This is a genomic window from Flavobacterium reichenbachii (assembly GCF_002217435.1).
Lineage (GTDB): Bacteria > Bacteroidota > Bacteroidia > Flavobacteriales > Flavobacteriaceae > Flavobacterium > Flavobacterium reichenbachii.
On record NZ_MUHF01000006.1, the window covers coordinates 1 to 14,141 of the forward strand.

General features: G+C 34.4%; 15 protein-coding genes. 2 read left to right on the forward strand and 13 right to left on the reverse strand.

What is annotated here, in order from left to right:
• Positions 1–28: 28 nt before the first annotated feature.
• The 12 genes from B0A68_RS06125 to B0A68_RS06180 all read right to left on the reverse strand — a co-directional run bounded on the left by B0A68_RS06125 (position 29) and on the right by B0A68_RS06180 (position 12,002).
• Positions 29–505: a hypothetical protein gene (locus B0A68_RS06125; protein WP_035688802.1), complete on the reverse strand. Its 477-nt coding sequence runs from the start codon at positions 503–505 to the stop codon at positions 29–31.
• A gap of 84 nt (positions 506–589) precedes the next feature.
• A complete protein-coding gene (locus B0A68_RS06130) occupies positions 590–799 on the reverse strand; it encodes a hypothetical protein (RefSeq protein ID WP_035688805.1) in 210 nt (69 codons plus the stop codon).
• 10 nt (positions 800–809) lie between these two features.
• On the reverse strand, positions 810–1,190 hold the full coding sequence (locus tag B0A68_RS06135) for a DoxX family protein (protein WP_035688808.1): 381 nt from the start codon (positions 1,188–1,190) through the stop codon (positions 810–812).
• 110 nt (positions 1,191–1,300) lie between these two features.
• Positions 1,301–2,041: a GNAT family N-acetyltransferase gene (locus B0A68_RS06140; RefSeq protein ID WP_035688810.1), complete on the reverse strand. Its 741-nt coding sequence runs from the start codon at positions 2,039–2,041 to the stop codon at positions 1,301–1,303.
• A gap of 73 nt (positions 2,042–2,114) precedes the next feature.
• A complete protein-coding gene (locus tag B0A68_RS06145; RefSeq protein ID WP_035688812.1) occupies positions 2,115–2,720 on the reverse strand; it encodes a Crp/Fnr family transcriptional regulator in 606 nt (201 codons plus the stop codon).
• 120 nt (positions 2,721–2,840) lie between these two features.
• On the reverse strand, positions 2,841–3,659 hold the full coding sequence (locus B0A68_RS24660) for a hypothetical protein (protein WP_240475313.1): 819 nt from the start codon (positions 3,657–3,659) through the stop codon (positions 2,841–2,843).
• Between the two features lie 286 nt (positions 3,660–3,945).
• Complete coding sequence (locus B0A68_RS06155) at positions 3,946–5,364, reverse strand: TolC family protein (protein WP_035688814.1); 1,419 nt, start codon at positions 5,362–5,364, stop codon at positions 3,946–3,948.
• A gap of 327 nt (positions 5,365–5,691) precedes the next feature.
• Complete coding sequence (locus B0A68_RS06160; protein WP_035688816.1) at positions 5,692–8,862, reverse strand: efflux RND transporter permease subunit; 3,171 nt, start codon at positions 8,860–8,862, stop codon at positions 5,692–5,694.
• An 11-nt stretch (positions 8,863–8,873) separates the two neighbouring features.
• Positions 8,874–10,088 (reverse strand): efflux RND transporter periplasmic adaptor subunit, encoded by a 1,215-nt coding sequence (locus tag B0A68_RS06165; protein WP_035689462.1) that lies wholly within the window; start codon positions 10,086–10,088, stop codon positions 8,874–8,876.
• 246 nt (positions 10,089–10,334) lie between these two features.
• On the reverse strand, positions 10,335–10,928 hold the full coding sequence (locus B0A68_RS06170) for a TetR/AcrR family transcriptional regulator (RefSeq protein ID WP_035688819.1): 594 nt from the start codon (positions 10,926–10,928) through the stop codon (positions 10,335–10,337).
• A gap of 608 nt (positions 10,929–11,536) precedes the next feature.
• The gene (locus B0A68_RS06175) at positions 11,537–11,785 is read right to left on the reverse strand and encodes a plasmid stabilization protein (protein WP_035688822.1); all 249 of its coding nucleotides are present in this window, start codon (positions 11,783–11,785) and stop codon (positions 11,537–11,539) included.
• The gene (locus B0A68_RS06180) at positions 11,775–12,002 is read right to left on the reverse strand and encodes a DUF2683 family protein (RefSeq protein ID WP_035688825.1); all 228 of its coding nucleotides are present in this window, start codon (positions 12,000–12,002) and stop codon (positions 11,775–11,777) included. The genes B0A68_RS06175 and B0A68_RS06180 overlap by 11 nt, the downstream gene beginning before the upstream one ends.
• Before the next feature lie 126 nt (positions 12,003–12,128).
• Here B0A68_RS06180 and B0A68_RS06185 point away from each other — a divergent pair, with 126 nt between their 5' ends.
• Entirely contained in the window at positions 12,129–12,572 is a 444-nt protein-coding gene (locus tag B0A68_RS06185; protein WP_035688828.1) for a cupin domain-containing protein, read from the forward strand.
• Between the two features lie 10 nt (positions 12,573–12,582).
• Here the strand turns inward: B0A68_RS06185 and B0A68_RS06190 are convergent, their stop codons facing one another.
• Positions 12,583–13,008 carry a response regulator gene (locus tag B0A68_RS06190; protein ID WP_035688831.1) on the reverse strand — a complete coding sequence of 142 codons (426 nt, stop codon included), beginning with the start codon at positions 13,006–13,008 and terminating at the stop codon, positions 12,583–12,585.
• Between the two features lie 169 nt (positions 13,009–13,177).
• Between B0A68_RS06190 and B0A68_RS06195 the strand changes: the two genes are divergently transcribed.
• Complete coding sequence (locus B0A68_RS06195; protein WP_035688834.1) at positions 13,178–14,140, forward strand: 3-keto-disaccharide hydrolase; 963 nt, start codon at positions 13,178–13,180, stop codon at positions 14,138–14,140.
• Position 14,141 lies beyond the last annotated feature (1 nt).

A 14,141-nucleotide genomic window follows, 5' to 3' on the forward strand; every position in this document is an offset into this window, starting at 1 on the left:
GCGGCGCTTTTTGTTTTATATAAATCAGCTACGAAGAATAATAATGTGTGGTATAATATTTTCTGGTAATAAACGCTATTGGTAAGCCGATACAGCAGATAATAATTATGATGGAAAGCAGTAAAGGAAAATCGAAATGCTTTTCTGGCAGAACAGGAAATACAATTGGCAGTACAATCAAATTCATAACCGCCCAGACAAAAAAGCCGTAGGTGAGCCCTGATAATAAAGCGCTGATATGAAAAAATGGAATGTAAGAGTAAATTTTAAAATAAAACCAAGCAAAAATAAACGCAATTAAAAAGTGAAGCAGTACACCATAAAGAGCCATTTCTGCTCCGCCTGAATAGGCATCTTTTTTTAAAATTCCGCTTGCAATAGACTGTAAAATTTTAATCGCCGTTGTCTTTTGTAGAAATACAGCATAAACTAAAATTGCAGCAGTAAGATCTAACACACCTGCCGTAAATCCTGCAGATATTATGGTTTTGGCTTTAGATTTCATGATAAAGTTTTATAATTAAACGTTGTTACAAATTTACAATTTTAAATTAAAACTTTATAAATCAATTGGTTGTGTTTTTTTTGTCTATAAGAGAACTTCGCACAAATATCCATTTATTTTTAAGATCTCAATAACACTTTTGATTGAAATGGAGGAAGAATGAATTCTCAGGATTTTATCACAATCTTCCAGATCGAAGTTAATATGGCTGTCTGGAAAATGTTCAAGAAGTTTTATAATCATCTGTTGTGACTGGCTTTCTTCCTGAACATTTGTTTTAAAAACTTCAATCATAACATATGATTTACAGTGCTGTTTTTTTTAATCCTTCCAATTTATGATACGACACATAAGAAGCAATTAAAACGGCAAAGACGATAAGAGGAAAAAAGCTTTGGAAACCGATTCCGTCTACTGCAAAATGACTTATTGAAGCAAAAATAAAATCGAATGCAAATCCTGCGTACGCCCATTCTTTTATACGACCGGGAACTTGCGGAATGATTAAAGCCAGAACTCCCAATATTTTGAAAACCACCAATGCATTTCCGAAATATTCAGGATATCCCAAATGTTTAATGCCCTCTTTTGCAAGCTCGCTTTGTGAAGTTAGTGCCGGCATAACGCCTTCGAATAGAAAAATAAGAATAGTAGTGATCCAGAATATCATTTTGGTTGTTTTCATTTGGTTTGTTTAAAATGTTGTTAATTAATGAAATACAAACTTACAAATGTTAATCTTTTATAGAATACATGTTTGCGACTATTTTAGGGTCATTTGAGACATTTTTAAATTTAAGAATCTGATAATGTATAATTTTTTATCACAAACAAATCTTCAAAACCTAACCTTGTATAAATGTCTTTTCCCATTGCAGACGCTTGCAGCAACGCATAATCTATTTTTGAATCGATTGCATAATTAAGAATAAATTTCATGATTTCTTCGGCATAACCTCTCTTTCTCATTTCTGGAATTATGCCTAAACCGTGAATTCCGATATTATTTTGAGTTTGAAAAAGCATAAAAGTCCCGATTGGTTTTTCTTCTAAATAAACTAAATGGAACTGTAAATTACTAAATTGCTGCAGCAGAATTTCTTTGCCAATTCTATAGCGAAAAGCAGTTGGGTAAATGCTGGTCCAGATTTCGGCATCTTTTTCATTTAGAACGCGCTTGTAGTTTAATTTATAAAGTTCATCAAAAGTTTTTTCTAATTTTAAAAACATCGCCGTCTGCTCGCTTTTTATTTTAAAATTGTGTTTTTCGAGAATTTCAGAAGAATTATTTTGATAAATGTCCCAATAAGGAATCACAAGATTCTTTTTGGTTTTAAAAACTTCCAGAGCTTTTACAACGCTGTTTTCTGTGATATCTTCGCTAAACCAAAGCTTATTTGGCCAGTCAGAATTTTCGATATTACAATATTGAAACCATTCAGTTTTATGATTGCAGAGAAAAGGCGCGCCTGCAGTTTCCCATAAAGAGGTAAGATTATAGATGTTTTCTTTGACTAGATTTATATCGGTTTTCATTATTTAGCTGTCTTTAATAAATAGGAATCAAAAGTAAGTTTACATTTTTTCAAAAACCTTTACATATGTTGATTTACTTTTTTTGAGCTAAATTTTTTCTTATGCGACTCAATTGTGTTGGCGTAATTCCCAAATGAGCTGCGATATGAACAAGCGGAATCCTGTTTAAAATGTCAGGCTGTTTTGCCAGTAAATTCAAATATCTTTGATCCGCGTTTTCCATAACCAGAGAAATTTCTCTTTGCTCTTTTTCGATGATCCAGTTTTTTTCTAAATAAGAAATGTAAAAGTTTTTAAGATCATTATTTTCACTAATCAACACGGTATATTTTTTATAATTGATATTGATTAAAGTACAATCTTCCAGAGCTTCAATAGAAAAGTTAGAAGGTGACTGCTGTAATAATGAAATTTTTGAACCTGCAAAAGAACCCTCGAAGAAGAGGTTTTTATTGTAAAAATTACCGTAATCGTCTGCGATAAAAGTTCTCAAAATGCCCTCTGCAATAAAATGCAGAGATTTGGCTATTTCTCCATTTTGAAGTAGAGTTTCTCCCTTTTTTAAAAGCTGAAATTCAATAATGCTTTCGATCTGTTTCCAGGATTTTTCGGTAATAGGAGCGTAGCTGTTAAATTTTGATTTTAAATCCTGAAGAAATCTATCCTGATCTACTGACATTTTAGTAATGATTTTGTATGTCAAAAGTATTTATTTCTAATGACTAAAAACATAAAAACCGCATTAAGTCAAGAGAACTTAATGCGGTTAATATTATTTTTTTAATTTTTGCTTTATTAATTAGTCAGCGTAATGATAAATACTTTTCTTAATAGTAGTATCTATTTTCTGTAAAGTAACTTCAGTAACACCGCCTTCGTAATTCATGCTGATTGCTACTTTGTTTTTGGTGATTGTATAATCAATAGAAATTAAACCATTTTTATTTACAGAAACCGATTTGTTTTCCTTTGGAATGGCGCTTAAAAAATAATTAGACTCTTCAACTTCTTTGTTTTTGATAATATCGCTGTAAGCTTTTGCTAGATCTGTGTTTTTTAATATACATTCTCTACCAGATCCCATTTCTACTTCGATATCTTTACAATCTTCACTTTCTGTTTTTGTTACTCTTGTCAAGATGCATGAAGTGGGAGCATAAAACTCAAAAGAAGCCCCCTTTTTTATGGTCCATCTTATGCTGTCTTTGTTTATTACTTCCAATTCTACTTCTCCTTTTGTCTTCTTAGAATCAGAAAAACTGTAGAAAGAAGCGAGAACTTTATCTGCTTTATAACCACCTTGTACATTTATCTCTTTATTGCTGGAGCAGTCAATTTTTTTGCCTTTTTGAGCAACGGCACAATATTGAGCTTCAAATTGACCATTTTCTGTATTTAAAATTGATAGTGTAAATAACATTTCCGGAAGCTCGTCATCGTTTGTACTATATTCGTACTGCCATTCTCCCTTTAGTGAAGCAAATGCTTCAGGTGTTTTTGTTTCCTCCGTTTTTAATTCTGCTTTATGATCAATAGCATCATCATTGTTGGTTTCATTTTTTTTACAACCTGTTAGGAAAGAGAATAATACAAGCGCTGTTATTATAGTTTTTTTCATTTTTATTAAATTGACAGGATAATATTTTGAGATGATTATTAGGTCAGCAAATCGGAAGCGAATATAATTATTAAATTTTGTCGGGAAGCTATTATTGAAAATAAATTTCTTATTAAATTTTATCCCTAAAATCGATTAAAAAAGCACCGTTTTGCGGTTGATGCAGAGTGTCTCAACATCAAAAAAACAGAGGTCAAATTAGAAAAATGTTCCTTAAAAAAAACGCTGTAAAACTTCGGTTTTACAGCGTCATCTCAAAAAATAAATAATTAACGGGTAACAGGTATTATTTCCATCCTCCGCCAAGTGCACGATACAAATCGGTATTGGCAGCGAGTTGTTGTCTTTTTATATCAGCAAGTTCAAGTTCGCTTTGCAGCAGATTTGCCTGCGCAGTCAAAACTTCAAGATATTCTGCCATTCCATTTTTAAATAATAGATTGGCATTTTTAATTGCCAGCTGCAGTGTTTTTACTTTTTCTTTTAAGAAAGTTTCCTGCTGCTGTAATTTCTCCACTTTTACCAAAGCATCAGAAACTTCGCTTACAGCAACCAAAACAGATTGTCTAAAACTCAAAACTGCTTTTTCTCTTTCCGCGACAGCGATATTATATTGCGTTCTAACTTTTTTATTATTTAATAAAGGCTGTGTTAAACCTCCAGCCACAGTTCCGAATAAAGAAGCCGGAATATTAAACCAGCTGCTTGTTTCAAAAGAATTTACACCGCCTTGTGCTGTAATTCTTAAAGCGGGATACAAATCTGCTTTTGTAATTCCTACGTTTGCGTTTGCGGCTTTAAGAGCCAGTTCGGCACTTTTTACATCCGGTCTTCTGCTTACTAAAGAGGCAGGAATTCCGATTGAGGTATTGTTTTTTACTTCAATCGTATTTAAACGGATTGATCTTTCTTTTGAATTCGGAAAAGAACCTGTTAAAACACTTAATGCATTTTCCTGAATTGCAATGTTTTGTTCTAATAACGGAATCAATTGTGCTGAGTTTAATTTCTGTGCCTCAGATTGTTGAATCGCCAATGTAGTAACCTGACCTGCATCGTATTTTAATTTGATAATGTTGGTTGTACTATCGTTTAATTTTAGATTTTGTCTGGCAATTTCCAATTGTGCATCCAGCATCAACAGATTGTAATATCCTTTAGAAACATTGGCTACAATAGTAGTCTGCAAGGCTTTTTTTACCTCTTCAGATTGTAAATATCCTGCATACGCCCCTTTTTTCTGATTTCTGATTTTTCCCCAGATATCTGCTTCCCAAGATAGAGAAGCTCCGGCAGAATAATCATCAATGTGTTTTTGACCTAAAGCCTGGCTTAAGTTCATTCCGGTAAAACTATTATCAGAAGGATTGCTGGTGCTGGCATTTACAAATAAATTAACCTGCGGCACATTTCCCCATTTAGACTGCGTAAATCTGTATTGCGCAATTTCGATGTTTTTCTCTGCAATAAGCAGATCATTGTTTCTGGCAACAGCACTGTCAATTAGCTGAATAATATCTTTTTCTGTGTAAAAATTTCTCCACTCCAGATCTGCAATGCTTGTTGTGTCACTCGAAACCGATGCATTCCTGAAATTCTCAGGAAATGCATCTTTTGGAGTTTCAATATCCTTCGAGACTTTACAGGATATTAAGATCGTGATCAGAATGGCGAAGGTCACGATTTTGGTTATATGATTTTTCATTAGTGTTTTTATTAAATTTTTTTATCCGTTGGGTTTAGTTTATTAAACACATAGAAACATAGTTTGCTGAGGATTAAAAAAAGGCGTTTCACTAGTTTAAATGCACATAGATTTATATGTGTGGAAACTTGTTTCTTTTACTCACTTTTAGTTAGAAATAGACAAAAAACTATGTCTCTATGTGTTAAAATAATTTTTCATCCCAAAGAGTTAAATTTCTGTACAAGTATCTTTTCTTGTTTCAAGATCTTTTGAGATTCTGTACGATATGTAGCCTAAACCAAATATTATGGCTACGAGAACTGTCGTTATATAGTTTTCCATTTTTTATTTTTCTTCGTTATGAATAACAGCGATTGGTTTACCGCTGAATTTTTCTTGTAAATATTGGAATACGATGAATAAAACCGGAATGATAAACAAACCTAGAATTACTCCAGAAATCATACCTCCGGCAGCACCAATACTAATGGAATGATTTCCTTGAGCTGATGGTCCTTTTGCACTCATCATTGGTACTAAACCAACAATAAAAGCAAGTGAGGTCATGATAATTGGTCGCAGACGTAATTTTGCTGCATCAATGGAAGCTCTTACCAGTGCCATTCCGGATTTTCTTTTTTGGACCGCAAATTCCACAATCAAAATGGCATTTTTGGCAAGAAGTCCGATCAGCATGACAAGCGCAACCTGTACATAAATATTGTTTTCTATTCCAGCCAAACCAATTGCTATAAATACTCCAAAAATACCTGCAGGAATAGAGAAGATTACTGCTAAAGGCAGAATGTAACTCTCATACTGTGCAGCAAGTAAGAAATAGATGAATATCAAACACAGTAAGAAAATAGTAGCCGACTGCCCTCCAGAAGAGATCTCCTCACGAGTCTGACCCGAGAATTCGAACCCGTAACCTGCAGGTAATTGTTGTGCTGCAACTTCTTCAATTGCTTTAATCGCATCTCCGGAACTAAATCCAGGTTTCGGAATCGCATTAATCGAAATTGAATTAAATAAATTGTATCGTGAAGCGGTTTCTGAACCGTAAATACGAGTTAGTTTTACTAAAGTATTTATCGGAACCATTTCGCCAGTTTTGTTTTTTACAAAAACTCTGTCAATTGCCGTTGGATCTGCTCGGTCTGCAATATCAGCCTGAACAACAACACGGTAATATTTACCAAATCTGTTGAAATCTGATGCTTGCGCACTACCAAAATAAGCCTGCATGGTTTGTAAAATGTCTTTAACATTTACACCCAATTGATTTGCTTTTTCGTCGTTGATATCCAATTGTAATTGAGGATAATCTGCTTTGAAACTGGTAAATGCAACTGCAATCTCAGGACGTTTCATTAATTCGCCGATAAAGTTTTGAGAAATTCCACTGAATTTATCCAGTTTTCCTCCTGTTTTATCCTGCAATACTAAGTCTAATGCCTCAACGTTACTAAATCCGGGAACAGTTGGGAAACTGAATACGAAGAAACTTCCGCCGGAAATTGCTCCAAGTTTACCACGAACCTGATTCATGATTTCGTCAATATTTTTTACATCACCGCGTTCTTCATTTGGTTTAAGCAATACAAAAACTACTGCAGAAGATGGACTTGTAGAGTTTGTCAATAAGTTGAAACCAGAAATTGCGGTCACAAATCTTGAAGCGTCTAAACCTCTTAAGGTATTTTCGGCATCAGTCATTACTTTTTGAGTTCCGTCTAAAGATGTTCCAGATGGCGTGTTAACTGCAATCGCAATAAAACCTTGATCTTCTGTCGGAATAAATCCTGCAGGAGTAGTTTTTACTAATAAAACAGTTGCCAATGTAATTAAAGCTAATCCTCCTAAACTCAACCATTTTTTTCTGATTAAGAATTTAAGTCCGCCCACATAACGATTTGTCAAAGAGTCAAAACTACGGTTAAAAGCGGTAAAGAATTTTTCTTTAAATCCTTTTTTCTCATAAGGCGTATTAGCATCATGATCGTGAGCTGCATGATTATCTTTCAAAAATAATGCTGCAAGTGCTGGACTTAATGTTAAGGCATTTACGGCAGAAATTACAATTGCAATCGCCATCGTAAAGGCAAACTGACGATAGAAAACTCCCGTAGAGCCTTCCATAAAACCAACCGGCAGGAATACAGCAGCCATTACCAGCGTAATCGAGATAATAGCACCCGTTATTTCGTGCATTGCTTCATGAGTTGCGACCTTTGGAGACAAACGTTTGTGCTCCATTTTCGCATGCACGGCTTCGACCACCACAATGGCATCATCGACCACAATACCAATCGCCAGAATTAATGCGAAAAGTGTTAAAAGGTTAATCGAGAATCCGAATAACTGCATGAAGAAGAACGTTCCTAAAATTGCTACAGGTACAGCAATAGCCGGAATTAATGTTGATCTAAAATCTTGCAAGAAGATAAATACCACAATAAATACAAGTATAAAAGCCTCAAGTAAAGTATGTTCTACCTGCTCAATAGATTGATCCAGAGAAACTTTTGTACTATAGAAAATATTGTGTTTTATGCCTTTTGGAAAGTCTTTAGAAGCCTTTTCCATCATTTTATTAATAGCAATCTGAATATCATTAGAGTTTGATCCCGCTAACTGAATCACCCCAATTACAATTCCCTTTTTACCATTTAAACGTGTTAAACTGTTATAAGAATAAGCACCCAGTTCAACTCGTGCCACATCTTTTAGATGAAGAACAGAACCATCTGGATTAGAACGAATCGCAATATTTTGATAATCCTCAGGTTTAGTAAGTTTACCTTTGTATTTAATAACGTATTCAAAAACTTCTTTACTTCTTTCACCAAATTTCCCCGGAGCAGCTTCCAAACTTTTGTCCTGAATGGCTGCCATAACTTCATTTGGAGTCACTTTGTAAGTTGACATTTGTGTCGGATTTAACCAAACACGCATTGAGTAATCTTTTACTCCGCCAAAAATACTTGCAGAACCTACACCTGGTATACGTTTTAGTTCCGGAATAATATTAATCTGTGCGTAATTGGCAACAAAAGTCTGATCGTATTTTGCTTCATCATCAGTGTACATACCAATGGCCATGATGAAACTGTTTTGTTGTTTTGCTGTAACAATACCTTGCTGTACTACTTCGGCAGGAAGCTGGCTGGTTGCCTGAGCAACCCTGTTTTGTACGTTTACTGCAGCCTGATCTGCATCTGTACCCAGTTTAAAGAAAACTGTAATTGCCAAAGTACCGTCATTACTGGCTGTAGAACTCATGTATGTCATGTTTTCTACACCATTTATTGATTCTTCGATAGAAGGTGCCACAGAACGTAAAACCGTTTCTGCGTTTGCTCCCGGATAAACCGCTGTAACCAAAACCGATGGAGGCGCAATATCAGGAAACTGTTGTAAAGGCAGTTTAGTTAGGCCAAGTACACCCAGAATCACCAATAAAATGGAGATTACGGTTGCCAGTACAGGTCTTTGTATAAATATTTTGAACATTTCTTTTGGAATTATTTTTTATTAGTTATTTCGGCAACTTTAGCGGCTTTCTCTGGCTGAATCGCCTGTCCGTCCTGAAGTTTGTCCACACCGCTTAATACGATTTGGTCACCAGATTGTACACCATCTTTAATTAAATAATTAGTACCGCTTTTACCTTCAACTGTAATAGGCATTTTGGTTACTTTATTGTCTTTACCTACAGTGAAAACAAATACTTTGTCTTGCATTTCTATAGTAGCAGATTGTGGAACCAAAATCGCATCGTCATGCTTTAAACCTAAACGAATTCTACCTGTATTTCCAGAACGTAAAGTTCCGTTTGCATTTGGGAAAGTAGCTCTAATGGTAATGGCTCCCGTAGTTTTATCAAACTGACCGTCGACCATATCAATCTTTCCGGTTTGAGGATACGCATTATTGTCTGCCAAAATCAAAGTAACTGGAGGTAATTTTTTGATTTTGTCTCCAAGAGAACTTCCGGCGTATTGTGCTTTAAAGTTGATGAAATCAGTTTCACCCAAAGAGAAATAAGCAAAAATTTCATGAACGTCTGACAAAGTTGTTAATGGTTCTACGTCAGAGGCAGAAACTAAACTTCCTTGTTTTTTTGGCAGTCTTCCAATGTAACCACTTACTGGAGCTGTCACATTAGTATATCCTAGATTAATTTTAGCAGAACCCACCATTGCTTTTGCTTGTTCGATATTTGCAGCAGCAATTTTTTGAGAAGCTTTAGCCGTTTTCAATTGATAATCAGAAACTACTTTGTTTTGTACTAACGGTGTTAATTTATCAACTTCTAATTGTGCATTAATCAAAGCCGCTTCTGCAGCGTGAAGACTTGCCAAAGCATTATTCAGCTGCTCACGATACGGACGTTCGTTTATTTTGAATAAAGTTTGTCCTTTGTTTACGTAAGCTCCTTCGTCTACAAAAATTCTGTCAAGGTTTCCGCTTACTTGCGGGCGAATTTCAACATCTACAGTTCCTTGCAAAGCAGCAGGATATTCAGCATCCGTCACAGTATTGGCGCTTGTAATTGAAGCAACAGGAAGAACCGGTGGAGGAGGAGCAACCGGTGCCTGGTTTTTATCGGCACAGCTGCTAAATACTAGTGCCAGAATAAAACTGGTTATTATTACATTTTTCATTTTACTATTGGTTTTAATTGGTTGAACATTTTCTCGTTTAATTTGTGTTATTCTGGCATTCTCGGGATTCATATTTAATTGAATTAAATTATCTAACATTGTTAAGTAAAAACGTGCAAATTTCTATACAGTTAACCCTTTCCAATTCTATTTTAAATTGGTATTAAATTATTTATCAGTGTTAAGTAAAAGAGTAAAAAAACTCGACATTACCTTTATTAAATTTTCTAACGGTGTTAAGTAATGATTATAAAAAAAAGGATTTTATATTATCCGATTAAATTATTTTACACTGTTAAGTAAAAATTGAAAAAAAATCTACTGTATTGATTTGATGATACCACCAATGGCATCTTTCAAAATTTGAGCATTTATAGTTTCTAAAATATCACTTTTGTTAATGATGTTGATGGCGATTAAACCATGAATAACAGAAAAGAAAGTAAAATATTTTTGTTTGATGATATCTTGACTCGGATTGCTGTCTTTCATTACTTCAGCAATTACATGAGTAAATAATTTGTAAGGTCCCTCTTGAGCCGAACATCGTTGTGCACAGCAGGTCATTTGAACACCAAACATTAACTGATACATTTCAGTATTTGTAAAAGCGAAATCCCAGTAAGTCATCCACATGGCTTCTAACTGGTCTTCGGGTTTTTCAAACTTATCAATTGCAATTTGCAATTCCTTAGTCAGCTTAATAAAACCTTTACCTGTAAGTTCCTCCAATATTGCTTCCTTATTTGAGAAATATTCATAAATAATAGGAGCAGTATATTCGATTCTGTCGGCAATTTTACGCATACTCAAACCATTCCAGCCTTCTTCTTTCACGATATCATAAGCAGCGCCAAGAATATTATTTCTTGTCTCTTCTTTTTGTCTTAAAATTCGATCTTTACTAGCCATTTTATTTGAGTATTAAATTGTTTAACACCGTTAGGCAAATGTATGGCGCTTTTTCTGATTATGAAATAATTTAATCATAATATTTTCTTATCGTTGTATAGATGGATATAAAAAAGCCCGAAAACGCTTTATTTTATTGATTTTTTTGATTCTGCAATTTTTTTAAGGAGCAGTTATTTTTGGTTTTTAAGACCATTTGTCCTGCTCTCCACTATATCTTTTATGGCAAAACCCGCCATAAAAGGATGCCGTTTCGATCAGGGCTAGGCCGAGAAGTTTTTATTTTCATTAGATTTTTATGACCGATTTAATCAAAAATAAATAATGTATTACAAGCTCAACCGGATTAAAATCCAATCCTGCAATATTGGTAGAGCCTTTGGCTCTTTTTTTTATTTTTTATAAATGAAAACAAAAATTCCGAAGGAATGATTCATATTGTAGGGCTGGACTTCAGTCCAGTTTAGAAATAGGATAAAATAGTGTAATTGCATACTCAGCCTAATTGATTCCGAAGTTTCGGTAGGGTTCTACAATATTGGGCGAGTCTTTGGCTCTTTATTTTAGGGGGTATTTTTCTGGATTTTGTGAAGTATGAAAAACAGCATTTAGAAAAACCGTTTTTGATAATTCTTCGATAATAAAAAATGCGGCAATGGAAATTTTTTAAAAGGAAGACAGCGATAATTATTATCGTGAAATTGGTAAAAAGGATTTATTTGCAAAGCTTTGTAAACTTTTTGATAATCATTCAGAAAATCTAAGGCGACTTTCTTACTAACTTTTAAAATATAAAACTCAACAGCGTCCTCAATATTTTTTAAAGCAATAGGAGAAATGATAATCTTATAATTCATACTTCTTTTTTAAGTCAGTATAAACTGATGCAGCATCTGTATAAACGTTTTTATCTGAAATAACCTGATCATTTAATATTTGCTGCTGTTCTTCAGATAACTCGTAAGGTTTTACATTTGATATTTCAAATTTGATCTTTAGTGCTTTCATAAAAGCTTTTACAGCTTCAATTTGAGAAGCATCTTCCGTGTATGCCGTGATGTTAATTGCTTGCATGATATTTATATACTAAAGTTTATTACCAAAGTTATGACAAAAGTATAATTTACAGGTTAATCTCCTTAATTTATTTCTATTCACAATTCTACTAATTCGATTTTTTCGTAACATTACAATAAAAAAATGAAAGCGCTAACCATCTTAAAAACCACAATTGCTGTTTTATTTTTGCAGCAGACCGCCTTTTCACAGGAAGTAAAAAAAGAAACTATTTCAACTGAAAACAAATACACCATCGAAAACTGTGTAAATCATTTTGAAATAGACAAAGCAGCCAAAACAAAAGTAGGCTATCAATATTGGTTTGCCGATAAAAATTTTACTGAAGAAAATACACTGAAAATGAGTATTGTCGAACCCGGAAAATCGACTCACGCGCCGCATCATCATCCCGAAGAAGAATTTTTTTATATCTTAGAAGGAACTGCCGAATTCTATCTTGACGGAAAAACTAAGACTGCCGGACCAAATACTAGTTTCTATTGTCCGCCAAATGCAGAACACGGAATTAAAAATGTGGGCTCTACAGATTTAAAATATTTGGTAATGAAGAAAGATTTGAGATAATTGCCTATTTCTATCTTATATAATTTGGAGATACGCAAGCTTCCCAATAACTGACAATCGTTTTAATTATTCTTTTTATTTCGCCGTATTCTGAAGGCTTCACGAAAAAGCCCTGAATTGATTTTGAGTAAGCGTCTATAACGTGTTTTTGCTCTGCACTTGTAGAAAAAAACAAATACGGAATTGACTTAAGTCTTAAATCTTCATTTTCATGAATTTTTGCCCGCAGATCAATACCGCTGAGTTTTGGCATGTTGATATCGGAGAAAATAATAAAAGGCTCAACATCTGTAAAGGTCAAGTATTCTAAAGCTTTTTCGCCATCAGAAAAAAAGATGATTTTATTTTTATAATCAAGTTCTTTGAATACGTCAGTTAAAATATCCTGATCGTCTAAATCGTCTTCAATAATAATAATTGGTCCGCCTTTGTTCATATGTGTTTTTTATAAAGGTAGGTCATTTATGTCGGTATTCAATTTTTTGGAACCTTAGTTTTAGAATTTGAAGTGATTAATTCCTTATTTTACAGTTCTAATTCTTCAAAGATTAAAACACATAATTAATTTTATCATAAAAACTAACTTACTTAATTACCAAAACCTTATGAACCATAAATTTAAAACCAAATTATTGCAGCATTTACCTTCCTGTTTTCTGTTATTAATATTTTTCACGAGTCAAATAAACGTGTACGGAATGGCCGTCGCTTCTCCGTTAGAAGGACGCTGGGATATAACGATTGACATTGATGGTAAACCTGCTCCAGCCTGGCTAGAAGTCAGACTTTCGGGTCATAAAACACTTGTAGGCCAGTTTGTCTGTGTTGTAGGCAGTGGTCGCCCGGTGTCTGAAATCCATTTTAAAGACGGAAAATTTAGTTTTGCAATACCTGCCCAATGGGAACAGGGAACAAACGATCTTCGAGTAGAAGGCGTAATTGAAGGTGAAAAAATATTTGGAACCCTAATAACGGTAGACGAAAAAAAACAAAGCTGGACTGGTGTTCGCGCACCTGTACTTCGTCGTACTTCGCCACCTGTTTGGGGCAAATCTATTCGGCTTATAGAGAACAATTCGCTGAATGGCTGGCATGCAGAAGGAAACAATAATCAGTGGATTTCAGAAAATGGCATTTTACGCAGTCCAAAATCTGGCGTTAATCTGGTGACCAATAATAAATTTACTGATTTTAAACTCCATGTAGAATTTCGTATTCCAAAAGGCAGTAATAGCGGTATTTATCTGCGCGGGCGCTATGAAGTACAAGTAACGGACAGTAAAGGTATGGAACCGGCTTTGGACCAAATGGGAGCGATTTATGGATTTTTGGTTCCAAATGAAATGGTCGCCAAAGAAGCTGGTGAATGGAATACGTTTGATATTACCCTGATTGGCAAAATGGTAACTATTGTTGCAAATGGTAAAACGGTAATCAGCAATCAGGATATTCCCGGAATTACTGGCGGCGCAATCGACAGCAACGAAGGAGAGCCTGGACCTTTGCTGATTCAGGGAGATCATGGTCCTGTAGAATACCGAAATATTATTATAACTCCGGCCAAATAAG